Genomic DNA, 24524 nt, shown 5'->3' with positions numbered 1-24524 from the left:
AAAATGCGGCATCAGATTGACAAGATAAGGGCAATGAACCTACACCAACTACGTTTCGTGCGCGAAGCGGTCCGCCAGAACTACAACCTGACCGACGCCGCCAAGGCGTTGTTCACGTCGCAACCCGGGGTGTCGAAAGCCATCATCGAGCTGGAAGAGGAGCTCGGGGTCGACATCTTCACCCGTCACGGCAAGCGCATCCGCGGCCTGACGGAACCGGGCCGCCTCGTCCTGCAATCGGTCGAGCTGATCATGCAGGAGATCGACAGCCTCAAGCGCATCGGCAAGGAATACGCCGCCCAGGACAGCGGCAGCTTCACCATCGCCACCACGCACACGCAGGCGCGCTACATGCTGCCCAAGGTCGTGCAGGCGTTCATGCAGCGCTTCCCGAAAGTCAGGTTGTCCTTATTGCAAGGCAACCCGCGCCAGATCGCCGACATGGTCAAGAACGACCAGGCCGACCTCGCCATCGCGACCGAATCGATTGCCGCGGTCGACGGCCTGATCACCTTGCCGTGTTATCAATGGGAACACGTCCTCGTCGTGCCGCACGAGCACCCGTTGACGAAATCGAAGGCGATCTCGCTGGAAGAGATCGCGGGCTACCCGCTGATCACGTACGACGCCGCCTTCGCGGGCCGTAGCAAGATCGACCATGCGTTCGAACTGCGCAACCTCAAGCCGGACGTCCTGCTGGAAGCGATCGACGCCGACGTCATCAAGACGTACGTGGAGTTGGGCATGGGTATCGGCATCATCGCCGGCATGGCCTTCGACCAGGAACGCGACCGCAACCTGCGCGCGATTCCCGTGGGCCACCTGTTCGGCATGAATGTGTCGCGCGTGGCCGTCAAGCAGGGCGCCTATCTGCGCAGCTATATTTATACGTTCATCGAGCTGCTGGCCCCCACGCTCAACCGCAAGATGGTCGAGTCCGCCATGCGCGGCACCAGTGAAAATTACGAGCTTTAATACCATGAATCGACAGAATGACCCCGTCGCGCGTTACTACGCGAGCAGCACGCAGGCGGCCGACGCCGCGCTGTCGCGGGCGGAACGCGCCAATGACTTATCGAAGGTACGCGAACGCATCGCGCAACTGGTGCGCGGGCAGACCGTGCTGGAACTGGCCTGCGGCACCGGCTACTGGACGGAAGTGATCGCCGCCAACGCCGACAAGGTGCTGGCCACCGATATCCTCGACGAGATGATCGCCCGCGCTGCAACCCGCCGCTTCCCGGAGGGCAAGGTAGCGTTCCGCAAGGTGGATGGCCTGGACCTGCCGGAGGACCTGGGCACGTTTTCCCGCGTGTTCATCGGTTTCTGGTGGTCGCACCTGAAGCGCGACGAGCAGGATGCGCTGCTGGCCCAGCTGCGCGTGCGGCTCGGCTCCGACGTTTCCCTGATCCTGCTGGACGACGCCTACGTCGAGGGCAGCAGCACGACGATCGCGCGCACGGATGCGCAAGGCAATACGTATGAAATCGTCGCGGCGCCGGACGGCGAGCGGTTCGAGTTGCCGAAGAATTATCCGGCCGACAGCGCGCTGCGCAAGCGGCTGGGCGGCGAGGTGCGCGAGATCCGCATCGAGCGCCTGACGTATTACTGGCTGTTGACCTGCCGGCTGAAATGACGCGTGGGCACGGGGTGCCCACCCTACGCGCATCGGTAGGGTGGGCTCCCCGAGCCCACGCGAATGACGGCGTACTTAGAACGAGTGGCGCATGCCGACGGTGAACACCGACGGATCGCCACCCAGCGACGTCGCGGCTGGGGTCAGGTTGTTCGAACCCGAGTTCAGGCCGAAGGTGGCCAGGCCGTTGTTGTTCATGTTGGCGTACGACGCGTACAGGTTCGTGCGCTTCGACATTGAGTAGCTGTAGGCCAGTGCCCAGGCATTGCCCTTGGCGCCGTTTTCCAGCTTGTTCTGCTGCAGGTTCACGTAGACCTTGCTCGGGCCGAACGGGTAGCCGGCACCCAGGTTGTACTGCTTGAACTTGTTGTTCGCGCCGTCCGGATCGGCCGACAGGTAGTTGGCCTTGATCTCCAGGCCGCCGACGTCGGCGAACGTGTAGGCGGCGCCCGCGCCGTATTCCTTGTCGTTGCCCGACGAAACGCGCTTCAGCGTGTGGTAGGCGGCGCCCAGGTACAGGCCGCCCATCTTGTATTCGGCACCGATGCCTTTCAGGTCGCCCGACGGACCCGTGGTCTTTTCGCCGGCGGAATACGTGGCCAGCAGGTCGAAGCCGTTGAACGACGCGCTCTTGTAGTTGACCGAGTTGGCCAGGCGGCGGGTTACCTTGCCCGAACCGAAGGCCGACAGGTTGGTGCCGTAGAAGCCCTGGCCGAATTCGTCGGAGGCGCCGGCCACGACGGCGATCGGCGAGTATTCGCGGCCCAGCGTCAGGGTACCGAAGGCGCCTTCCAGGCCGACGACGGCGCGGCGCTGGAACAGACCGGAGGAATCCTGCGCGCCGGTGTCGACGGCAACGCCCGCTTCCAGGTTGAAGATGGCCTTCAGGCCGTTGCCCAGGTCTTCCGAACCGCGGAAGCCGAAGCGGCTGCCCGACTGGTTGCCCGACTGGACGTTGGTGTGACGGCCGTCCGGATTGCCGGCGTCGCCGGACTCGATGGCGGCGTCGACGACACCGTACAGGGTCACGTTGGTCTGGGCGGCGGCGAACAGGGGGGTGAGGGCGACCACGGCTGCGGCCAGGCGTTTGACTTGCATTCAGGATTCTCCAATAAGATGTCGGACGATTCAAACAATGTGGTCTATTGCTTGATTGGCAGGCATCTTATCGAAGCGATATGTCGATTTGATGACACAGTGAAATGTTGCGAAATTACCACGCCTACTTTCACTTCTGTTGTCATCAATGTGTGACAACAGGATTACACGAGGTGATCGTGCAGCGGCAGCACGATGTCGATACGGGTGCCGTGCGGCTCGTCGGCGCCGATCGAGATCTCGCCCTTCATCGCCCAGACCCGTTCGCGCATGCCGATCAGGCCCAGGGATTCCGCCTTTTCCATGTCTTCCGGACGGATCCCGCGGCCATCGTCGCGGATCGTGATGAGCAGGTCGCTGTTCAGCCGGAACAGATTCATCATGACGCGGGTGGCCTGCGCATGGCGGGCGATGTTCGTCAGCGCTTCCTGCACGATGCGGAAGATGGCCGTGCTGGCCGTGTCGTCAAGGCGCAGCTCGGCCTCGTCGGCCAGCAGCGTGGTGGGGATCGCGTAGCGTTCGATGAAATCGTCGCGCAGGCCCTGCAGCGCGAAATACAGGCCGCCTTCGTCGAGCGCGCGCGGACGCAGGTTGGTGGCGATGCGGCGCAGCGACGTGATCGCGGTCAGCAGATTGTCTTCCATGCCGCGCATCAGCCGCAGGCTTTCGCTGGGCGTGCCGTCGGCGTGTTGCAGCAGGGTGAGGTCCATGCGCAGCGATGCGAGCAGCTGGCCGAGGTCGTCGTGCAGTTCGCGCGCGATGTGGGTGCGCTCTTCCTCGCGGATGGTCTGCAGCGCGGCGGACAGCTGGCGCAGCTGGTCGTGCGAGCGCGTGAGTTTTTCCTGCACGCGGCTGCGGTCGCTCACGTCGCGCATGACGACCGTGTAGAACGGTGCGTTGCCGTTGGTGCGTGAAATGGAACCCTCGATGGGGAAGCGTTCGCCATCCCCGCGCAGGCCCATGACCGTGTAGTCGGTGGCGCGGCGGCCCGCGCGGCCGCTGCCGGGGCGGAAATAGTCCACGGGTTCGTCGACGTCCGCGTTCGGCGACTCGATGTAGCGTCCCAGCGGACTCCCTACCATCTGCTCGACGCTCGTGCCGAACAGGGCTGCCGCGGCCGGATTGGCCATGACGATGGTGTTCGACTGGTCGGCGGAAATGATGGCTTCGCTGACGTGGTTGACGATCTGGCGGCTGGCCTGCACGGTGTCGGGCTCCTGTCGGAAGCGCCGGCCCAGCCAATAGCCGGCCGCGAACCCGGCCAGAAGCCAGGTTGCGGTCCTGCCGGAAGCGCGGGGGCGGCGCGGGCGTTTCATTCAACTTGCTTGATAGAAAACAACCCGCTGTGCGGATCTGGCATCTACCTTACCCGCCGTGCAAACTGCTGGCTTGACTTACATCTGCTTGAAGAGGTGCAGGAAGCTGCGGCTGACTTCCAGTTTTTCCGAGCGGCCCTTGATCAGCACCAAGTGGCGGCCACGGATGTCGCGCGTCACGCCTTCGATGGCGTTGACGTTCACGAGCGTGGCGCGGTGGATCTGCCAGAACAGCGACGGATCGAGTTCTTCGGCCAGGTCGCGCACCGGCTTGCGGATCAGTGCCTCGAATTTCTCCGTTTGAACGCAGGTATATTTTTCGTCGGAACGGAAAAACAGGATTTCCTCGACCGGGATCATGCGCAGGTCCTGGCCGATGCTGGCCTGGATCCATTGCAGGTATTTCGGCTTCGGCGCCGCGATCTTTTCGGCGAGCTGGGACAGCATCGCGGTCACCGTGTCGCTGACATTGACGGACGCGGTGGCCGCCTGCGCGGGCGTCGCCAGGCGTTCCTTCAGGCGTTCGACGGTGATCTTGAGGCGCTCGGGCTCGGGCGGTTTCAGCACGTAGTCGATGGCGCCCCGCTCGAACGCTTCCACGGCGTACTGGTCGTATGCGGTGACGAACACGACCTGGCTGGCGTCGCCGATGTCGCGCGCCGCTTCCATGCCCGTCTTGCCCGGCATGCGGATGTCGAGGAAGGTCAGGTCGGGCTTCAGGTCGTCGACGAGCTGCACGGCCTCGTCGCCGTTCTTCGCTTCGCCGATGATCTCGAGATCCGGCCACACCTGGGACAATCGGGTGCGCAGCAGGTCGCGCATCAGTCTTTCGTCGTCGGCAATGATAGCGGTAGGCATGGTCGGGGGCAGGCAGTGAAGGAGTGTCGATTATTCAACGAATCGTCGGTACAGGCAATACCCGAAATGCTTACTTCGGTGCAAGCTGGTACGGGACCTCGATGGTGGCGATGACCCCGGTCGGGCTGTTGGCCGCGATGTGCAGCTGGCCCGCCTCGCCGTGCAGCAATTTCAAACGCTCGCGGATGTTCGACAGCCCCAGGCCGGTGCCCTTGCTGGGCATGACGCCGAAGCCGACGCCGTCGTCCGCGACCGTCACGCGCAGCTTGCTGTCGACCACTTCCGCCCTGACGGCCAGGTGGCCGCCCTCGGGCTTGCATTCGAGGCCGTGCTTGATCGCGTTCTCGACCATCGATTGCAGCATCATCGGGGGAAACGCCGCGCTGCGCAGGCCGTCCGGCACGCTCAGTTCGACCGTCAGGCGTTCTTCCATACGCATCTTGAGCAGGTCGAGGTAGGACTTGACCATGTCGACTTCGCGGCCCAGGTTCGTGACGAGGTTGTTGTCGCGCATCTGCGGCAGCACGGCGCGCAGGTACTGGATGAGTGTCCGCTGCATGGCGGATGCGCGCGGCGGATTGGTCTCGATTAGGTGCTCGACGGAAGCGAGCGTATTGAACAGGAAGTGCGGTTCCACTTGGGCCTGCATGGCCTGCATCTTCGCTTCGGACAGCTGGCGCTGCATCGACTCGCGCTCGGCGGCGGCCGTGGCCGACTGCATCTCGGCCTCCGCGCGCTTCTTGCCGCCCACCAGCGCCTTCGTGCCGAACAGGGCGAGGATCAGCAGCCAGACGAAGCTCGTGAACCACGTCGACGCCTGCTTGTGATAGCTGCGTGCCTTTGCTTCGGCCGCGTCGTCGACGGCCGCTTCGATGGCGTTGGACAATTCTTCGCCGATTTGCGGCGGCAGGTCGATGTGGACCTCTTCGCCGTTGGCGCCGCGCAGGGTCTTCGTGACCGGCGCCTTGGGCGGGGCGGGCGGTGCCGGCGGTGCCGGCGGCGCGGGCTCGGCGGGCGCGGCGGGGTCGGCCGCGTGTTGCGCCTCGTCGGCCGCCTGTTCCGCGGCGTCGGCCTTTGCCTGCGCCTCGTCGGTCTTGCCCTCGGCCGCCGCGTGTGCCGCTTCCGCGGCCTTGGCCGCCGCTTCCGCCTTGGCCGCCTCGATTTCCGGATTGATCGTGATCGTGCCGCGCCGGCTGTTCTTGCCCGGATTGATGTGGATGCCGCTGTCGTCGATCGTGACGGTCGGTTCGGGCCGGCGTGCGCTGTGTTCCGTGCGCGTGATCTCTTCTTCGCTGCTGGAGAACAATTCGTCCTGCAGAATCTTGCCGGAGACCAGCATGAGCGCGGCGAACAGGAAGAACTTCCACCACGACAGTTGCGTCACCCACGTCGCGACCGCGTCGAAGGCCTGGTACAGTGCCGACAGGGTATTCGAGAAAGTTTGCTGGGTAGAACGCCGTGTTTGCATGAAACTTATCTTTTTCAGAAGGTGCGGCGAGTGTAACCGCTGGCATGAGCGCCGGCCATCCCTTTGCGACAGCCTGCACGTTTCGGGCACTGGAATGCACAGGTTGATGACGCCGTGATGACGTATGGAAAAACTGTTAATTAGCAATATTGCGCGGTATGATGAACGACGTCCTGGCTGCGCCAGCCCATGCTTCATTCTCGACATGAAAGGGGTTTGCCGATGTCTGCCGTTCCCAAGCGTTACCGCCTCGTTACCCGCAGCGATTTCGACGGCCTCGTCTGCGCCGTCCTCCTCAAGCACCTGGACCTGATCGACGAGATCCTGTTCGTCCACCCGAAGGACATGCAGGATGGCAAGATCGCGATCAGTGCGCGCGATATCACGACGAATCTACCGTACGTTGCCGGCGCGCACCTTGCATTCGACCATCACTTATCGGAAACGATCCGCAACACGGGCCGGCGCGACAATCACGTCATCGACCCGAAGGCGCCCTCGGCCGCAAGAGTCGTCTACGACCACTACGGCGCCACGCGCGCGTTCCCGGCCGCCTGGCGCGACATGATGGATGCCGTCGACAAGGCCGACGCCGCGCGCTTCTCGCGCGAGGAAGTGCTCGATCCGCAGGGCTGGAACCTGCTGAATTTCCTGATGGATGCGCGTACGGGGCTGGGCCGCTTCCACGACTTCCGCATCTCGAACTACCAGCTGATGATGGACCTGATCGATTACTGCCGCAACCACACGATCGCCCAGATCATGCAGCTGCCTGACGTGCAGGAGCGTACCCGGCTGTACTTCGAGCACAGCGAGCTGTGCAAGGAGCAGATCCGGCGCTGCGCGCAGGTCCACGGCAACCTCGTCGTGCTCGACCTGCGCGAGGAACCCGTGATCTATGCGGGCAACCGGTTCATCATCTATGCGCTCTTCCCCGAGACGAATATCTCGATCCACGTGCTGTGGGGCCTGAAGAACCAGAATACGGTGTTCGCGACGGGCAAATCGATTCTCAACCGTACGTCGAAGACGAATATCGGCGCGTTGATGCTCGAGTACGGTGGTGGCGGGCACGAGAATGCGGGGACGTGCCAGGTGGCCAACGACATGGCGGAAGACGTGCTCGGCGCGCTGGTCAGGCGGATCACGAACGAAGGCTGATCACGCCGGCTGCTGTTCCTCCAGCATGCGCTGCGCCGCCTCCGCCGCGAGGGGCTCGCTGATCCAGATGCCCTGGATGTGGTCGCAGCCATGCGAGGTGAGGAAATCCAGCTGGGGCCGTGTTTCCACGGCCTCGGCCACCACTTCCATGTTCAGGTTGTGCCCGATGTCGATCAGGCTCTTGGCCACGGCCCGGCCGCCGCCGTCCAGCGTCTGGACCGTCGTGTGCGCCAGCTTGACCTGGGTGGCCGCCAGCTGCTGCAGATAGCCGAGGTCGCACAGGCCCGCCCCGAACCCGTCGACGGACAGGTCGACCCCCATCGTATGCAGTTGTTCCGCCAGTTCCTGGCCCAGTGCCGGATTGCGGATCAGCGCATCGATGCGCAGGTCGAGCTGCAGGCTGCGCGGCGGCAGGCGGTGGCGCGTCAGCCGGTCGGACAGGCCGGCGAGAAATCCCGGCTGGCTGTATTCGCGGTGCGAGACGTTGACGGTCACGGGCACGTTCACGTACCCGGCCGCACGCAACCGGGCCGCGAAGGCGCAGGCCTGGTCGAGCACGCGCTGGCCGATGGGCACGATCACGCCGCTTTCCTCGGCCTCGGCGAGGAAGCCGGCAGGGGACAGCACGCCCTGGTCCGGGTGGCGCCAGCGCAGCAGCGCCTCGAAGCCCGCGACGCGCCGGGTCGCGACGGCCACGCGGGGCTGGTACAGCAGGAACAGTTCGTCGTGGTCGAGCGCGTCGCGCAGCGCCAATTCGATGCGGTGCTTCGCTTCCGTGGTCGACTTCATGTCGGCCGAGAAGAAATGGACGTCGTTGCGGCCGCTGCCCTTGCCGTGGTACATCGCGAGGTCGGCCGCGCGCACGAGCTCCGCCGCCGTGCCGCCGTCGTGCGGGTACAGCGACACGCCCACGCTGGCGCCGACGGGGATCTCGCGGTTGTTGAAGGCAACGGGGATCGCGAAGCTCTGGCGCAGCCGTTCGACCATGCGCAGGGTAAAACGCAGCGACGGCTGGTTGGCGAGGATCAGCACGAACTCGTCGCCGGACATGCGCGCCACCGTGTCGCTGTCGCGCACGGACGCCTGCAGGCGGCGCGCGACGACCTTCAGCACGACGTCGCCCGCCTCGTGGCCGAACGTATCGTTGATGGTCTTGAAGTTGTCGAGGTCGATCAGCACCGTGGCCACGAGCGACTTGTGGCGCTGCGCGAGATGCAGCGCCTGCTCCAGCCGATCCCACAGCAGGTTGCGGTTGGCGAGGCCCGTCAGCGGATCGTGGTTGACCTCGTGCTCCAGGTGCGCCGTGCGCAGCATGGTCGCGGTGACGTCGGTGAGCACGCCGATGTAGTGCGTGACTTCGCCGTGCTCGTCCTGCACGGGCGTGATGGAGAGGTCGTTCCAGAACAGCTCGCCGTTCTTGCGCAGGTTGCGCAGCACGACCTTGGCGCCCGTGCGCGCCGCGATCGCGTCGCGCAGCTGGGCCCGCTCCGCCAGGTCCATGCCGGGTGCGGCCATGAAGCGCGGGTCGGTGCCGATGATTTCGTCCGCCGCGTAACCTGTGATGCGCTCGAAGGCCGGGTTCACGTATTCGATGAAGCTCTGGCCGTGGTCCAGCCGGGTGATCAGGATGCCGTTGCTGGCCGCGTGCAGGGCACGTTCGCGCAGGCGCAGTTGCTGTTCGTGCGCGCGTCGTTCGGCCAGGTCGACGCCCGTCCCAAACAGGTATTCGCCGCCGTTGCAGCGGATCTTCGTTCCGTTCAGCAGCACGGGCGTCTCGCGGCCGCTGCGCGACACGAAGTCGATCTCAAGCTTCAGTTCGCCGCCGTCGTCGAACGCGGCGCGGATGCCGTTGGCCAGCGGCGCGCGCTGGGGCAGTTCGATGAGGTCGAGGGCGCGCGTGGCACCGAGTTCGTCCGGCGTCATCTCCGTGACCTTTTCCAGGTTGCGGTTCCAGAGAACGAAGCGGCCGTCACGGTTGAGCACGTAAAAGGTGCCGGGGAAGGTATCCACGATGTCGGACAGCGGCGTGCGTGCGACCCGTTCGGCTTCCGTGCCGCCCCGCATGCGGCCCGTGGCGACGGCGACGGCGCACCCTCGCAAGTGGCTTTCGCCGTCGACCAGCGGCGCCAGCGTCAGCGTGCCTTCGAATACGCGTCCCCGCGCGCACATGAGCTCGACGTGGACTTCGGCCCCTTCGGGATGGCCTGTGAGGGCGCGCCAGCCGACGCTCCAGGCATCGCGTCCCGGCGGCGTGAACAACGTGGTGACAGGGCGGCCGAGAACCTGCCCGGCCGCCACACCGAACACCGCGGCGGAGCCGTCGTTCCAGGCCTGGATGGTGCCGGTCTCGTCGGTGAGAAAGACGCACCGGCTGGGCGGTTCGGATTCGTGCATGCCGGCTCCCGGTGTCGATGGAACCCGTTGGACCGCCTGGCCGTACTTCCGTTCCGCCAAAAGAAAAGGCGTGCCGCAGCACGCCTTTCGTCGATTATGGTAGCGGTCAGGCGGCCGCTTCCTGGCGCGGCGGCAGCGCGACCTGGTTGTCCACGCTGAACAGGTAATCCTTGAACACGTGCTCGGCGGACAGGATCTGGTAGGTGCCGTCCGACAGCTTGTGCGTCGTGTCCTTCAGGCGGTACGTCGTCGAGCCGCAGGTCCAGCAATTGAAGTTGCGCATGTGGGTGCACAAACAGGTCTTGTCGAACACCTGGATGTTCTTCTGGCCCGGATTCGCCTGCACCTCGCGGTTGTACGAATTGATGTAGGCGCAGTTGCCCGTCGCGTCCAGCAGGTAGCCATACGATTCGCAGCCGGGACGGATGCCCGAGCCGATCGCCGGCGTCTGCTTCAGCATGCGCATCGGATAACCCGTCGGCGAGACGCCGTTGACGATGATGTCTTCTTCGCTGGCGCGGAAATATTCCTGCTTGACGGAATCCGGCAGGCCGCATTCGTGGGTGACAGTGAAGCGGGTCGCCACCTGCACGCCGCCCGCGCCCTTTTCGAGGAACGACACGGCGTCGCTGCCCGTGAAGATGCCGCCGGCGGCGATCAGCGGGATATCGAGTTTTTCGGCGGCCAGGTACGCATGGATCTCGTCCATGATCGTGTGCAGGTCGTAGTCTTTCCAGTCTTCCATGCCGAAGCCCAGGTGGCCGCCGGCCAGCGGGCCTTCCACGATCACGTAGTCGGGCAGCCGGTTCAGGCGCGACACCTTGCGCAGGAACAGTTGCAGGGCGCGGACGGACGAGACGATGATGCCCAGCTTGGCGTCGCGGAAGCGCGGATGGTCCTTGATGAGTTCGAACGAGCCCAGGTGCAGGCCGGCCGACATCGTGATGCCGTCGATGCCCGCGTCCAGCGCCGCCGACAGGCGGGTGCGCAGGGTTTCCTTCGGCGCGTTCATCGTCAGCTTTTCCATGCAGTTCACGAAGATCAGGCCATCGCCTTTCTTCGCCGCCATGGTCGCGCCCACGTGCAGGCGCGTCGCCTCGGCCAGGCGGTCGAGGTCGAACTGGACGACGGACTTGTCCATGTTGTTGATGTTGAACTTGTACAGCTTGGTCTTTTCCTTGACGAAGCTGGTGTCGAACTTGCGGTCCGACACGTCCGGCACCATCGCATCGGAAATGTGGCCGATACCGCCCAGACGGGCCGCTTCCAGGGCCAGCTCCGACGTAGAGATATCCACGCCCATTCCGCCGATCATGATGGGCACATATTCCTTGTTGCCCAAACGCAGGCGGAAATCATCAACACGTTTCATTGCTATTCAACTCGTTGTTATAGGTAACGCCGCCGACCGGCGTGTTCGCACGCCCCGCATTTTACCCCACGCGGGGACGGGTCGAGAGCTCCATTTGCCGCACGGTCGTGCGGAGCGGGCAGGAAACGTTCAGTCGCGGAAGTTGTTGAATTCCAGCGGCAGATCCTTCACGTCCTTGCGCAGCAGCGCGATCGCTTCCTGCAGCGTATCGCGATCCTTGCCGGTGACGCGCACGGTTTCACCCTGGATCGAGGCTTGCAACTTCATCTTGCTTTCCTTGATGAGCTTGGTGATCTTCTTCGCGTCTTCCGTCTCGATGCCGTTGCGCACCTTGAGGACCTGCTTGACCTTGTCGCCGCCGATCTTCTCGACCTTGCCTTCGTCGAGGAAGCGCACGTCGACCTTACGCTTGGTCATCTTGTTCAACAGCACGTCGCGCACCTGGCCGAGCTGGAAGTCGGAATCGCCGAACACGGTGATCTCGCGTTCCTTCTGCTCGACCTTGGCCGAGCTGCCCTTGAAGTCGAAGCGGGTGCCGATTTCCTTGTTGGATTGCTCGACGGCGTTCTTGACTTCGACCATGTCTGCTTCGCAGACCACATCAAACGATGGCATCTTGTTTTTTCCTTGCACAGTAATGAATGGCGATATTGTAACCACTATAATGCGCCAAACACTACCCGCCCCAGCCATGCCAGCCGACCTGCCCCTGTCCACCGACGTTTCCCTCGCCCCTTTCAACACGTTCCGCATTCCCGCGCGCGCCCGGCGCTACCTGCGCGTGACCGATCCGGCCCAGCTGCAGGCCATCGCCGCCGATGCGCAACTGGCCGCGCTGCCGCGCCTCGTGCTCGGCGGCGGCAGCAACCTCCTGATCGCGCGCGACGAGGTCGATGCCCTCGTGCTGCACATGGGGCTGGAAGGCAGGGAGATCGTCGGCGCGACGGCCGACGCCATCCTCGTGCGTGCGCAAGCGGGCGAGAACTGGCATGCGTTCGTGGAATGGACGATCGCGCAGGGCCTCGGCGGCCTGGAGAACATGGCGCTGATCCCGGGCACGGTCGGCGCGTCGCCGATCCAGAACATCGGCGCGTACGGTGCCGAGGTCAAGGACTGTTTTCACTCGCTGACCGTGTTCGACTTCGCGGACGGTTCGATCCGCACCATGGACGCGGCCGCCTGCCGCTTCGGCTACCGCGACAGCGTGTTCAAGCACGCCGAAGGCAGCACGCTCGTCGTGCTGGACGTGACGTTCGCACTGCCGCGCGCGTGGACGCCGAACCTGCGTTATGCGGAACTCGCGCAGGCGGTGCGGGACATCGCCGCGCCGACCGCGCGCGCGGTGGCGGATGCCGTGATCGCGATCCGGCGCCGCAAGCTGCCCGATCCGGCCGAGATCGGCAACGCGGGCAGCTTCTTCAAGAATCCGGTCGTGCCGCGCGAGCACTGCGTGCGCCTGCTGGCCACGTGGCCGGACCTCGTGCACCACGCCCAGCCGGACGGCAGCGAAAAGCTGGCCGCGGGCTGGCTGATCGACCGTTGCGGCTGGAAGGGAAAAAACCTGGGACGCGCGGGCGTCTATCCGAAGCAGGCGCTCGTGCTGGTCAACAATGGCGACGCGACGGGGCACGAGATCATGGCGCTGGCACGCGCGATCCAGGCCGACGTCGAGGCGCGCTTCGGCGTGCGGCTCGAGCCGGAACCCGTGCTGGTGTAAGGCTCACCCGGCCGCGGACACCCGGTTGCGGCCGCTGCGCTTGGCGTCGTACAGCGCGGCATCGGCCCGCGCGATGAAGTCGTCCGGGCCGTCGTCCTCGCCCGGCACGATGCAGGCCACGCCCATCGACATCGTGACATACCCGCACGGCGCCCCCGGATGCGGCAGCGCCAGCTGTTGGAGTCCCGCGCGGCATGCCTCGCCCACGCGCAGCGCGCCGGCGACGTCGGTGTCCGGCAGCAGCAGCGCGAATTCCTCGCCGCCATAGCGCGCCGCCAGGTCGGCCGGGCGCTTCAACTGGCCGGTCAGCACGGCGGCCACCTTCTTGAGGCACAGGTCGCCGGCCGGATGGCCCAGGTGGTCGTTGTACAGCTTGAAATGATCGACGTCGCACAGCAGCAGCGCCAGCGGCAATTGCTGGCGCCGTCCGCGCTGCCATTCGACGTGGACGGCTTCGTCGAAACGGCGGCGGTTGGCGATGCCCGTGAGGCCGTCCAGCGCGGCCAGGCGGCGCAGTTCCTCGTTGACGCGTGCCAGGTTCTCCTGGCTCGCGCTCAGGGACCGGTAGGCGGCGTCGCGCTGCAGGCCGCTGATGTAGCCGGCGGAATGGTGGCGGATGCGGGCCACCAGTTCCAGCTGGTCGGGCAGCTTGACGAGGTAGTCGTGCGCGCCGATGGCAAACGCGTGCGCCTTCAGCTTCGCTTCGTCGCGCGTGGACAGCACGACCACCGGAATGTCGCGCAGCGCCTCGTCTTCCTGGTACGCCCGGATCAGCTGGAAGCCGTCGGCGCCCTGCATGACGAGGTCCTGCAAGATCACGGTCGGCCGGTGCCGCAGCGCGGCCGCATGCGCCGCGCGCGCGTCGGTGACGAACTGGAATTCGATGTCGTCGTGGCGCGCCAGCATGCGGCGGACGGCTTCGATCATGATGAGTTGGTCGTCGACGAGCAGGACGCGCACCTTGTAGTCGGCGTCGTCTCGTTCGCGGCCCTGGAAGTGGCTGACTGCGGACATCGGGAATCGTTGGCGGGACTGAAATGAATGTCGGTCATCATTTTACCCTAATGCGATAGGGATATTGTTGAGCGGCAAAATTTTCTCCGCGGCGCCCAGTTCGGCCGCCGCGCGCGGCATGCCATACACGGCGCAGCTGGCTTCGTCCTGCGCGATCGTCGCCTGGCCGGCCTGGCGCATGGCGAGCAGGCCCGCGGCGCCGTCGCGACCCATGCCGGTGAGCAGGACGCCGGTGGCGTTCCGGCTCCAGTACCGCGCCACCGAGTGGAAGAACACGTCGACCGACGGCCGGTAGACCTCGTCGCGCGGATGGGCATCGTAGACGAGGCGGCGTTCGGGCGTGAGGCGCAGGTGGTCGTCGCTGGCCGCCACCTGCGCGATGCCGCCTTCGACCGGCTCGCCGCCCGCGATGGCGCGCACGGGCACGCCGGCCTGCTCGCCCAGCCAGCGCGCCAGCTGGCCGGCGAAGGCGGGATCGATGTGCTGCACGACGACGACGGCCGTGTCCGCCGGCGGGCGCCACCGTGCCAGCAACCGCGCCAGCGCGATCGGCCCGCCCGTGGAGGCGCCGATGGCGACCAGGCGCGCCACCGGTGAACCGGAGGGCGCGGCCGGCGCCGGGGCGGTCGCGCTGCCGATGGGCACCGGCGCCCCCGCGATCAGCTTCGCCATGGTGCGGATCTTCGCGAGCAGGGCCGCCCCGGCGGCCGAGCAGCACGGGCGTCGCCGTCACGTCCAGGGCGCCGGCGCCCAGCGCGCGGAACACCTGGCCCACGTTGTCCTGGGGCGCGGCCGTGACGACGAGGATCGCGCACGGCGCCTCGCGCATGATGCGGCGGGTGGCCTCGACGCCATCCAGCACCGGCATGGCGAGGTCCATCAGCACGAGGTCGGGCGGCAGGTCGCGGCACAGGCGCACGGCGTCGGCGCCCGTGCGCGCCACCCACGCGACCTGGTGCTCGCCGCCGATCGCCAGTGCGCGGCGCAGTGCTTCGGAAGCGGTGGCACTGTCGTTGGCGATGCCTATCCTCATGGCGTCCTGTCTCCGTGGGCGCCGCCGACCAGGTCGCGCACGGCATCCAGCAACGTGGCGTCGTGGAACGCGCCCTTGGCCAGATAATAATCGGCACCGGCCTCCAGGCCGCGCGCGCGATCTTCCGGACGGTCCTTGTACGACACGATCATCACCGGCAGGCGCGCCAGGCGCGGGTCGCGCCGGATGCGTTCCGTGAGGCCGATGCCGTCCAGGCGCGGCATGTCGATGTCCGTGATCACGAGGTCGTAGTCGGTCCCGCGCAACTGGTTCCAGCCGTCCAGGCCATCCAGCGCCACGTCCACGTGGTAGCCGCGCGCGGCCAGCAGCTTGCGCTGCATCTCGCGCACCGTGAGCGAATCGTCCACCACGAGCACCCTTCGGGCGCGGCCGGCCGGGGACTCTTCCGCGGCGAATCCCAGGCGCAGCGCGGCGCCGTCGTCCAGCAGGCGCGCGATCGAGTGCAGCACGTCGGGCACGTCGAGGATCAGCACCGGCGTGCCGTCGTCGAGCAGGGCGGCGGCCGCGATGTCGCGCAGCTTGCCGAACGTCGGCTCGAGCGGCTGCACGGTCAGGCTCTGTTCCCCGCGCACGGCATCCACGACGAGGCCGTAGCGCTCGCGCCCCGTCCCGATCGCGACCAGCACGAGGTCGACTCCCGCCACGGCTTCGCCCAGCTCCAGCACCTGGCTGGCGGCGACGAGGCCCAGCTGTCCGCTGCCGTCCGGCGCGTCGACGTACTGGCGGCCGTGCAGGGTACGCACGGCGCCGGCCGGCACACGGCGCACGCCTTCGACGCGCGCGATGGGCAGCGCGTAAGCCTCGCCGGCGACGTCGACGACGAGGGCGCGCACGATCGATTGCGTGAGCGGCAGGGTGACCACGGTGGTAAAGCCCGCGCCCGGCGCCGATTCCGCGCGCACGGTGCCGTTCAGGCCTTGCACGGCGTCGCGCACGACGTCCAGGCCCACGCCGCGCCCGGACAGTTCATTCGCGCTCTCCTTCAGCGAAAAGCCGGGCAGGAACAGGAATTCCATCAGCTCCGCCTGGGACAGCGCGGCCGCGAACGCGGGCGCGGCCACCTGGCGGCGCACGGCGGCCGCGCGGATGCGCTCCGGATCGACGCCGCGGCCGTCGTCCGCGACGGCCAGCGCCAGCATGCCGCCGCGGTGGCGCGCTTCCAGGCGGATCGTCCCGTGGGCGGGCTTGCCGGCGGCCGTGCGCTCGGCCGGCAGCTCCATGCCGTGGTCGACGGCGTTGCGCAGCAGTTGGTGCAGCGGTCCTTCCATGCGCGCCAGCACGGCGCGGTCGACGAGCGTGTCCGCGCCCGCGATTTCCACGCGCACGTCCTTGCCGAGGCCCCGCGCGAGGTCGCGCACCATGCGCGGCAGCGCGTGCACGCCTTCCGCGAAAGGACACATGCGCAGCGCCAGTACCTCGTCGGCGAGGCGCGTGGAGACGGTCAGCGCCTGCCGTTCGTAATGCTCGGCGCCCTCGATCGTGCGGTGCAGGGTGTCGCGCAGCGGCGCGGCGCGGTCGGCCACGCGCTGCGCCAGTTCGGCCAGGCGCGCGTCGCCCGTCGCGCGGATCGCGTCCTGCAGGTCGCCCAGCGCCTCGTAGACGGCGCGCTGGTGGCGCTTGTAGCGCTGCAGCCCGGCGATCCACGGCCGCAGCTGGCCCGCGTGCAGGCGTGCCTGGCCGGCCAGCGTGAGCAGCTCGTCGCTGCCCGCTTGCGGGGAGGGCGGGGCCACTGGTGTGGGTACCTGCGCCGGCGGCGGGGCGGCGGCGGGTGCCGCCTTGCCCTGGCCGTGCAGGGCGCCCAGTGCCGCGACCGTGGCCGCGATACGGTTGCCGCGCGGGGCGTTGGCGCCATCGGCTTCCGCCAGCTGCTGCAGCACGTCGACGGCGCCCAGCAGCACGTCCACGCCGCTCGCGTCGAGCTGGGCCCGGCCTTCCTGCGCCGCGACCAGCACGTCTTCCATCGCATGCGCGAGGCGCACGGCCGGCTCCAGGCCGACGATCGCGGCCGCGCCCTTGACCGAATGCGCCGCGCGCATCATCGATTCCAGCCGGGCCGCGTCGACCGCGCCCTGTTCGAGCAGCAGCAGGCCTTCCGTCAGCACGCGCATCTGCTCGCGCGTCTCCATGCGGAACAGGTCCAGCATCGAGTAGCCGCTCAGGTCTTCATTCTCCGCGCTCATCGCAGCAGCGCCTCCAGTTCGATGCGCAGGCGGGCCGTGTCGAGCAGGCCGGCTTCGATGGCGCCGGCGGCGATCACGCCGGCGACGAGGCCGGGTGGTGCGCGGCCGACGTTGGCGGCGGGCGGGCGCATGGCGTCCTGCGCGTGGCGCACCACGCCATGGACTTCGTCGACCGGCAGCGCGTAGCGGTGCGGGCCGAGGGCCAGCACGAGCAGGCGCGCGAACGCGTGGCGGCCCGGCGGCGGCGGGACGTCGTCCGTGTCCACGTTCAGCAGGCGCGCGAGCGACACGGCCGGCAGCAGGCGGCCGCCGACGTTGACGATGCCGAGCAGGGCGCCGCGGCTGCGGTGCGGCAGGCGGTGCGGGGGCGCCGGCGGGGCGACTTCGACGGCGAGGGCCATCGCCACGGCCAGCCACTCGCGGCCGACGCGGAATGCCAGCGCGGCGGCGTCCGTGCGCGCCGGCGGCGGTTCGGGGCGGGCCAGCTCGCGCGCCCAGGCATCGCGGTAGTCGGCGTCGACGGGACGCTGCAGGTTGTGCTGGGCGGCGCCCGCGTACACGGGGCAGTTGCGGCAATGGACATGGGTTGCCAGCTCGGGGCAGCTGCGGTCGCCCGCGACGCCGATGTGGCGCCAGCAGGCCTCCTCGTCCCGCGCGCGGACCGGCAGGTGCTTCATGCGTGCTGCCTCCCGCGCCGCGCATGCACGCGCGCGGCGCGCTCGCGCAGGCTCGTACCCTGGGCGAGGTCGCCACGCTGTTCGGCGAGCAGGGCCAGCCCGCACAAGGCTTCGTAGTGGTCGGGATCGAGGTAGACGCAGCGCCGCCAGCAGTCTTGCGCACCCTGCGGCCGGCCCGTGCATTCGGCCGTGAGCCCGAGCAGGAACCACGCTTCGGCATCGTCCGCGCGCACGGCGAGCAGCGCGCGGCACGCGTCTTCCGCGTGCGCCAGCCGGCCGGCGTCGGCGTGGGCCTTCGCTTCGGCCAGCAGGTCGCGCGGGGGCGGTGGCGGCGGGGGCGCGGACGGACGTGGTGCCGGGCGCGCGGCGGGGCGGGCGGCGCGCGCAGGACGTCGGCCGCGCGCCGGCCATGCTTGCCCAACGCGAACGTGTCGTGCGGCGTGCGCGGCGCGAAGCCGGCGCGGCACAGCGCGGGCGCCTCGGCATAACCGGCCAGCAGCAGGCCGTCGTCGGCCAGCAGCGCGGCGAGGCGCGCGGCCGCCCGCTGCTGCGTGGGCAGGTCGAAGTAGATCAGCAGGTTGCGGCAGAACACGAGGTCGTAGGTGCCCGTGACGGCCGGGTCGACGTCGAACAGGTTCGCCTGGACGAAGGCGACGTAGGCGCGCGGTGCCGCGCCGATCACCTGCTCGTCGCCGTCCTCCGTGAAGAAGCGCGCGCGCAGGCCCTGGTCGTCGCCGCGGAACGCGTTGCGGGTGTACCTGCCGGCGCGGGCGCGGGCGATCGCGGCGCGCGACAGGTCGAACGCGTCGATGCGGCAGTGTTCGGGTTCGATGCCCGCGTGCGCCAGCAGCATCGCGAGCGAATACGGTTCCTCGCCGCCGGCGCAGGGCAGCGACAGCACGCGGACCTGCCGCCCGGGCCGCGTCAGGAGGCGCGTCTGCACGAAGCGCAGCGCGGTCTCGAACACGGCGGGGTCGCGCAGGATCCAGGACTCCGGCACGACGACGAGATCGACGAGCGCGTCGAATTCGGGCGTGCCCGGCTGCGGATCGTAGTCGATGCCGGCACCCACGGCGCGCATGCGCTCGCGCACGGCCCGTTCGACCGTGGCGACGCCCAGGTCGAGATCCGTGGCGGCGCGCAGGCGCAGCGTGAGATTCACGGGCCCTCTCCGAACAGCAGGGCCTCGACCTCGGGCGCGAGCAGGCGGTCCGGGGCGAGCAGCTGCAGCATGCCATCGGCGCCGGGCGCGACCTGGCCGAGCCACGGCGCGCTCGCGACGCCCGCGTCGGCCAGTTCGCCGTCGAGGGCCGCCACGCCGATCACGCGCTCGGCCTTCAAACCCAGGCGGCGCCGGCGCCCGGCAGCAATGATCTCGACGAGCAGGATGCGGGTGTCGTAGCGCACGGCGTCCGGCGGCGTGCCGGCCAGGCGCGAGAGGTCGATCACGGGGATCGCCGCGCCGTGCAGGTCCAGCAGGCCGGGCACGAAATGCGGCGCGCCCGGCAGCGCCTTCAGGCGCGCCGCCGGCAGCACGCGCAGCACGCTCGCCAGCGGCAAGGCGTAGCGTTCGCGGCCGATGTGGAACACCATCGCCTTCATGCAGTATTGACCGAGAACGTGGCGACGGACTGCTGCAGGTCGGTGGCGGCGTACTGCAACTGGTGCACGGCCTCGCTCGTCGCCTTCAGCGAGTCGACGGTCTGCTGGCTGGCGTCGGACAGCTGCGTCATCGTCGCCGTGATCTGCGACGCGCCCACGGCCTGCGACTGCATCCCCTGCAGCACGAGGTCGAAGCGGGGCGCCAGCTTGCGCACCTGCTCCGTCATGCCGGACAGCTGCTCGGCCACATGGCGCGCCTCGCCCACGCTGCGGCGGATGTCCTCGGTAAACTTGTCCATGCCCATGACGCTGGCCGACACGGCGGACTGCATCTCCTTCAGCATCTGCTCGATGTCCCACGTGGACACGGACGTCTGGTCGGCCAGGCGCCGGATCTCGGCGGCGACGACGGCGAAGCCGCGGCCCGCCTCGCCGGCCTTCTCGGCCTCGATCGCGGCGTTCAGCGACAGGATGTTGGTCTGGTCCGCGACCTTGGTGATCGTGGTCAGCACGCTGTTGATGTTGCTGGCCTTTTCCGACAGGGTCGCGAGCTTGGCGGTGATGGCGTCGGTGGCCGCGACCATCTGCTGCATCGACTGGTCCATGCGCTTCAGGTTGTCCTGCGCCTCCGCGGTGGCGGCCGTCGTGTAGTCGGCGACTTCGCCCGCTTCTTCCATCGTGCGCAGCAGCTGCGACGTGTTGGCCGAGATCTCGCGCGTGGTGGACAGCACCTCGACGCTCGTCTGCGCCTGCTCGATCCCGGTCGCCTCCTGCTGGCGCGCGGACGCGGCGATCTGCGTGGCCGACGTGGTCACCTGGATGCCCGCGCGCTGCACGTTGCTGACCAGGGTGCGCAGGCTGCCCAGCATCGTGCCCAGGCCTTCGCCCAGGCGGCCGATCGCGTCGCTGCCGGCGATCGTGACGGTGCCGGTCAGGTCGCCGCGGGCGGCGCGCGAGACGACGTCCAGCAGCATGTCGACCTTGGCGCGCAGTTCGTTCGTGGCCGCCAGTTCCTTCGCCTGGCTGTCTTCGATGGCCTGGGCCATGCGGTTGAATTCCAGTGCCACCTGGCCCAGGTCGTCGCGCGACAGCACCTCGGCGCGGGCGCCGTGCACGCCGCCGGCGATCTGGCCGGCGGCACTCATCAGGCTGTGCAGCGGCCGCGAGACGGCGCGCACGAGCAGCGTCGAAATGAGGACCGCCAGCACCACGCAGATGACGGCGCCCCCGGTCAGCAGCGTCTTCATGGTCTGGCGCAGTTCGTCGGTGTCCTTCTGGCGCTGGACCAGCAGGCGGTTTTCCTCGGCTTCGACGTCGTCCAGCACCTCGCGCACGCTGGCCACGGAACCCGTGCCGGCCAGTACCCCGGCCTCGGTCTGCGCCGTCACGGCCGCGCCGGCGGTCCGGCGCCGTTCGATCTGCGGGGTGACCACCTGGTCCATCCACGTGACGAGCAGCGTGTCCAGGCGGCGCAGGCGGTCCTGCTGCTGGGCGTTGTCGGTGGTGATCGCCTGCGCGCGCTTCACGTGCGCGCGCGCCGTCGCGTATTCGTTGCGGATCGGCGTCACCAGGTTCTCGTTGCCCGTCAACAGGTAGCCGCGCGTGGACGACTGGATCTGCAGCACCGACGTCGCGATGGTGTCGAGTTCGCGCAGCACCTCGAGGGTGTGGCGGTTCCACAGATTGGCATCGGACAGCCGTGCGAAATTGTCATAGGCGAGGATGAGCAGGCTCAGGATGATCGCGACGATCGCGCCGAAGCCGGCGACCAGTTTGTTCCTGATGCTCAAGTTGTGAAACATGCGCGCTCCAAATGGCGTGAAGACATGGTGAATGTAACATTTCTGCCCGGAGGCAAGGGGCTCCGCGTGCACCAATCCGGGGATTGCCCGTTCAGGCCAGGGCGGGCAGGGCGTGGCGCGCGCGTGCCTGCAGGCATTTGGCGTCGCCGATCTGGACTTCGCGGCAGGGCTCGGGCCGCTGTTCGTACACGCTGCACGCGTACCTGCCGTCGGGCTCGCCCCGCAGGGCGGCGCACCGGGGCGCTTTCGCATTCGTACCGGCCATGCACGAGAAATGCGCGTTCACCTGTTCCGTGAGCGCGGACGGCAGGCCGCGCGCGTCGGCGTCGGCCCAGTAGAAGGACACGCGGTAGGTCATGCAGCAGGCGCCGCACGACAGGCATGGGTTCTCGCTGGTGTCGCTCATGCGCGCTTCGTGGGCGGAAAACGAAGACGCGATGGTAGCGCGCCGGCGTCCCGCTGAAAAGAGTGAAATCTGCATTGTTAACACAAATGAGAATGATTCGCGTTTACTTATCCGTTAAAACTTGATACAGTTCGTGGCGTTCCGACAAACATTCAAAAACAACATTCAACGACCACGATGAGAACCTCGATCACCAGCCGTAAGCATCTGTCTCCTTCCACGCCGCGCCGCGCGGGCGCCGCGCTGGCCATGCTCGTGCTGCCGCTCGCCGGCCACGCGGCGCCCGATCTTGACGCCGCCGCCGATGCGGACGCCGGCGCCGGCCGCCCGCACCGCGTCCACGTCAACGGGGCGCGCGAGAACGACTACAAGGCCGAGCATGCACAATCGGCCAAGTACACGGAAAAGCTGGTGGACACCCCGCAGACCGTCATCGTCATCAAGAAGGAGCTGTTCGAGCAGCAGGGCGCGACCACGCTGACGGAGGCGTTGCGCAACACGCCCGGCGTGGGCACGTTCTTCCTCGGCGAGAACGGCAGCACGAACACGGGCGACGCGGTCTACATGCGCGGCTTCGATACGTCCGGCAGCCTGTTCGTCGACGGCATCCGCGATATCGGCTCGATCTCGCGCGACGTCTTCAACATCGAGCAGATCGACGTGCTGAAAGGCCCGGCCGGCACCGACACGGGCCGCGGCGCGCCCACCGGTTCCATCAACCTGAACACGAAGCAGCCGACGCTGAAGAACGCCGGCGACGCCAGCCTCACGGTGGGCAGCGCCGACCGCGTGCGCGGCACCGCCGACATCAACCGCGTCATCGACCGCGAGTCCGGCATCGCGTTCCGCCTGAACGTCCTCGACCAGCGCGCCGGCAATCCGGCACGCGACGAAGTGCGCGACAAGCGCTGGGCCATCGCGCCGTCGCTCGCGTTCGGGCTGCACGGCCCGACCCACGTCTACCTCGACTACCTGCACGTGAAGCAGGACAACCGCCCGGACGGCGGCGTGCCGACCATCGGCCTGCCGGGCTACCGGAGCCCGGACGCGACGCGGCCTTTCCTCACCGGCGCCGCGCCCGTCGATCCGCAGAATTTCTACGGCGCGCTGTCCGACTACGACAAGGTGACGGCCGACATGGCGACGGCCATCATCGAGCACGAGTTCCGCAATGGCATGCGCCTGAAGAACACGAGCCGCTACGGCAAGACGAAGCAGTTCTACCTGCTGAGCGCCTTCATGGGTTCGGCGGCGAACGTCATCGCGCCGGGCGCCACGGACCCGTCCACGTGGTCGCTGGCGCGCACGATCCGCACGGTCAAGGACCAGGAAAACACGGTGCTCGCCAACCAGACGACGCTGACGGCCGATTTCGACACGGGCACCTTGCGCCACACGCTCGTCGCGGGCCTGGACCTGTCGAGCGAGAAGCAGTCGAACCGCAGCTACGTGGGCGGCGGCACGCTGGCGCCGGCGAACCTGTACCACCCCGACCCGGCGCTGCCGATCGCGGGCCTGAACCTGCAGCCGAGCGGCGCCCGCACGCGGGGGGAATCCGCGACGGAATCCGGCTATCTGCTCGATACGATCAAGCTGGGCGACCAATGGATCTTCAACGCGTCCGCCCGTCTCGACCACTTCGATACGACGTATGACGCCATCGCGCTGTCGACGGCCACGTCGGCCCCGGCGCTCCCCGTGGGCACGCCCGTGCCGACGCATATCGAACTGTCGGACAACCTCGTGAGCGGCAAGGTGTCCGCGCTGTACAAGCCGACGGCGAACAGCAGCGTGTACGCGCTGTGGGCCAGCTCGAAGAACCCACCGGGCTCGAACCTGGCGCTCTCGGGCAATGCGAACAGCGCGGCGAACCCGATCTATGACCCGCAGGTCAGCACGACGACGGAGCTGGGCGCCAAGTGGGAAGTGTTCGACCGCCGCCTCGGGCTGAACGCGGCGCTGTACCGCACGGACGTGAAGAACGAGGTCGAGCAGGATCCCGTCGACCTCAAGTACTACCAGACCGGTAAGAAACGCGTGCAGGGCGTCGAGCTGGCCGTGACGGGCGAGATCACGCGCGCCTGGTCGATCAACGCGGGCTACACGTACATGGACACGAGCATCGAGGCGGGCAAGATCGTCACGGCGAGCGGCGCCAACGCGCTGTCGTACACGCCGAAGCAGGCCTTCACGAGCTGGACGACGTACAAACTGCCGCACGGCCTGACGCTCGGCGGCGGCGTGCGCTACCAGGGCAAGCTGCTGCGCGGGACGGACGGCGCGGTCGGCACGCCGGCGTACGCGGACAGCTACTGGGTGGCGGATGCCGTCGCGGACTACCAGGTCAACCGCTGGCTGGACCTGCGCCTGAACGTCTACAACCTGTTCGACAAGGAATACGTCGCCTCGATCAACAAGAGCGGCTACCGCTACACGCCGGGCGCGCCGCGCTGGGCGAGCTTGAGCGCCAACTTCCATTTCTGAGTTGTGAGCCGGCGCTGGCCGCTTCCGCCGTACGCCGCAGCCGTGGGGGCAATGCGGGGTGGGGCGGGGATCAAGCGGTGCGCCTCCCTTTGCCGTCCTTTCGCGTGAGCGGGAGGACGGCTTTTTTTATTACCCAGCCGTCGTCCCCGCGGAGGCGGGGACCCAATTTTTACGCGCTGCCGAAACGCGTGCAACTTGGGCCCCTGCCTCCGCAGGGGCGACGGTCTTGAGGGTACGTGCATGAAAAAGCCGCCGGTCCTCGCAGACCGGCGGCTTTTACTCGAC

Annotated in this window: 19 protein-coding genes and 2 pseudogenes; 5 read left to right on the top strand and 16 right to left on the bottom strand. The window is 67.7% G+C overall.

Annotation, left to right across the window (positions count from 1 at the left end; all coding sequences use genetic code 11):
- Positions 1–33 precede the first annotated feature (33 nt).
- Together ACEN9G_RS03785 and ACEN9G_RS03780 are read left to right on the top strand one after the other, a co-directional pair.
- Positions 34–975, top strand: a complete 942-nt coding sequence (locus ACEN9G_RS03785) for a CysB family HTH-type transcriptional regulator (protein WP_413340576.1) — start codon at positions 34–36, stop codon at positions 973–975.
- A gap of 4 nt (positions 976–979) precedes the next feature.
- Positions 980–1636 (top strand): class I SAM-dependent methyltransferase, encoded by a 657-nt coding sequence (locus tag ACEN9G_RS03780; protein ID WP_413340578.1) that lies wholly within the window; start codon positions 980–982, stop codon positions 1634–1636.
- Between the two features lie 75 nt (positions 1637–1711).
- On the opposite strand, the gene ACEN9G_RS03775 is transcribed toward ACEN9G_RS03780, so the two are convergent.
- From ACEN9G_RS03775 to ACEN9G_RS03760, 4 genes are all read right to left on the bottom strand, one after another.
- The gene (locus ACEN9G_RS03775) at positions 1712–2734 is read right to left on the bottom strand and encodes a porin (RefSeq protein WP_413340580.1); all 1023 of its coding nucleotides are present in this window, start codon (positions 2732–2734) and stop codon (positions 1712–1714) included.
- A 164-nt stretch (positions 2735–2898) separates the two neighbouring features.
- Entirely contained in the window at positions 2899–4050 is a 1152-nt protein-coding gene (locus ACEN9G_RS03770) for a PAS domain-containing sensor histidine kinase (RefSeq protein WP_413340581.1), read from the bottom strand.
- Positions 4051–4128: 78 nt separating this feature from the next.
- On the bottom strand, positions 4129–4908 hold the full coding sequence (locus ACEN9G_RS03765) for a LytR/AlgR family response regulator transcription factor (RefSeq protein WP_413340583.1): 780 nt from the start codon (positions 4906–4908) through the stop codon (positions 4129–4131).
- A 70-nt stretch (positions 4909–4978) separates the two neighbouring features.
- On the bottom strand, positions 4979–6376 hold the full coding sequence (locus ACEN9G_RS03760; protein ID WP_483127705.1) for a sensor histidine kinase: 1398 nt from the start codon (positions 6374–6376) through the stop codon (positions 4979–4981).
- A gap of 222 nt (positions 6377–6598) precedes the next feature.
- Between ACEN9G_RS03760 and ACEN9G_RS03755 the strand changes: the two genes are divergently transcribed.
- Positions 6599–7537: an exopolyphosphatase gene (locus ACEN9G_RS03755; RefSeq protein WP_413343157.1), complete on the top strand. Its 939-nt coding sequence runs from the start codon at positions 6599–6601 to the stop codon at positions 7535–7537.
- On the opposite strand, the gene ACEN9G_RS03750 is transcribed toward ACEN9G_RS03755, so the two are convergent.
- The 3 genes from ACEN9G_RS03750 to ACEN9G_RS03740 all read right to left on the bottom strand — a co-directional run bounded on the left by ACEN9G_RS03750 (position 7538) and on the right by ACEN9G_RS03740 (position 11918).
- Positions 7538–9931: a sensor domain-containing protein gene (locus ACEN9G_RS03750; RefSeq protein ID WP_413343155.1), complete on the bottom strand. Its 2394-nt coding sequence runs from the start codon at positions 9929–9931 to the stop codon at positions 7538–7540.
- Positions 9932–10037: 106 nt separating this feature from the next.
- On the bottom strand, positions 10038–11303 hold the full coding sequence (locus tag ACEN9G_RS03745; RefSeq protein WP_413343153.1) for a nitronate monooxygenase: 1266 nt from the start codon (positions 11301–11303) through the stop codon (positions 10038–10040).
- 129 nt (positions 11304–11432) lie between these two features.
- The gene (locus ACEN9G_RS03740; RefSeq protein ID WP_413343151.1) at positions 11433–11918 is read right to left on the bottom strand and encodes a YajQ family cyclic di-GMP-binding protein; all 486 of its coding nucleotides are present in this window, start codon (positions 11916–11918) and stop codon (positions 11433–11435) included.
- 76 nt (positions 11919–11994) lie between these two features.
- On the opposite strand from ACEN9G_RS03740, the gene murB reads away from it, so the two are divergent.
- A complete protein-coding gene (gene murB, locus ACEN9G_RS03735) occupies positions 11995–13020 on the top strand; it encodes a UDP-N-acetylmuramate dehydrogenase (RefSeq protein ID WP_483127704.1) in 1026 nt (341 codons plus the stop codon).
- Between the two features lie 3 nt (positions 13021–13023).
- On the opposite strand, the gene ACEN9G_RS03730 is transcribed toward murB, so the two are convergent.
- From ACEN9G_RS03730 to ACEN9G_RS03690, 9 genes and pseudogenes are all read right to left on the bottom strand, one after another.
- Positions 13024–14034 carry a diguanylate cyclase gene (locus tag ACEN9G_RS03730; RefSeq protein ID WP_413345460.1) on the bottom strand — a complete coding sequence of 337 codons (1011 nt, stop codon included), beginning with the start codon at positions 14032–14034 and terminating at the stop codon, positions 13024–13026.
- A 42-nt stretch (positions 14035–14076) separates the two neighbouring features.
- Positions 14077–15067, bottom strand: a pseudogene (gene cheB, locus ACEN9G_RS03725) (chemotaxis-specific protein-glutamate methyltransferase CheB).
- Positions 15064–17268 carry a hybrid sensor histidine kinase/response regulator gene (locus tag ACEN9G_RS03720; protein WP_495605549.1) on the bottom strand — a complete coding sequence of 735 codons (2205 nt, stop codon included), beginning with the start codon at positions 17266–17268 and terminating at the stop codon, positions 15064–15066. Before ACEN9G_RS03720 ends, cheB begins: the two are co-directional and overlap by 4 nt.
- The gene (locus ACEN9G_RS03715; protein WP_483127701.1) at positions 17265–17945 is read right to left on the bottom strand and encodes a chemotaxis protein CheW; all 681 of its coding nucleotides are present in this window, start codon (positions 17943–17945) and stop codon (positions 17265–17267) included. The genes ACEN9G_RS03720 and ACEN9G_RS03715 overlap by 4 nt, the downstream gene beginning before the upstream one ends.
- Entirely contained in the window at positions 17942–18412 is a 471-nt protein-coding gene (locus ACEN9G_RS03710; RefSeq protein WP_495605548.1) for a tetratricopeptide repeat protein, read from the bottom strand. The genes ACEN9G_RS03715 and ACEN9G_RS03710 overlap by 4 nt, the downstream gene beginning before the upstream one ends.
- Before the next feature lie 68 nt (positions 18413–18480).
- Positions 18481–19026 (bottom strand): annotated as a pseudogene (locus tag ACEN9G_RS03705) (CheR family methyltransferase); the annotation flags it as partial.
- Positions 19027–19103: 77 nt separating this feature from the next.
- Complete coding sequence (locus ACEN9G_RS03700) at positions 19104–19547, bottom strand: chemotaxis protein CheW (RefSeq protein ID WP_483127699.1); 444 nt, start codon at positions 19545–19547, stop codon at positions 19104–19106.
- The gene (locus ACEN9G_RS03695; RefSeq protein ID WP_413345081.1) at positions 19544–21349 is read right to left on the bottom strand and encodes a methyl-accepting chemotaxis protein; all 1806 of its coding nucleotides are present in this window, start codon (positions 21347–21349) and stop codon (positions 19544–19546) included. The genes ACEN9G_RS03700 and ACEN9G_RS03695 overlap by 4 nt, the downstream gene beginning before the upstream one ends.
- A 91-nt stretch (positions 21350–21440) precedes the next feature.
- Entirely contained in the window at positions 21441–21755 is a 315-nt protein-coding gene (locus ACEN9G_RS03690) for a YkgJ family cysteine cluster protein (RefSeq protein WP_413345079.1), read from the bottom strand.
- Positions 21756–21932: 177 nt separating this feature from the next.
- Between ACEN9G_RS03690 and ACEN9G_RS03685 the strand changes: the two genes are divergently transcribed.
- Entirely contained in the window at positions 21933–24239 is a 2307-nt protein-coding gene (locus ACEN9G_RS03685; RefSeq protein WP_495605525.1) for a catecholate siderophore receptor Fiu, read from the top strand.
- Positions 24240–24524 lie beyond the last annotated feature (285 nt).

The sequence above is a fragment of the Massilia sp. Masssp94 genome, from assembly GCF_059491305.1.
Note: the sequence above shows the minus strand (reverse complement) of the source record. Positions and strands in the feature narration are given on the sequence as shown.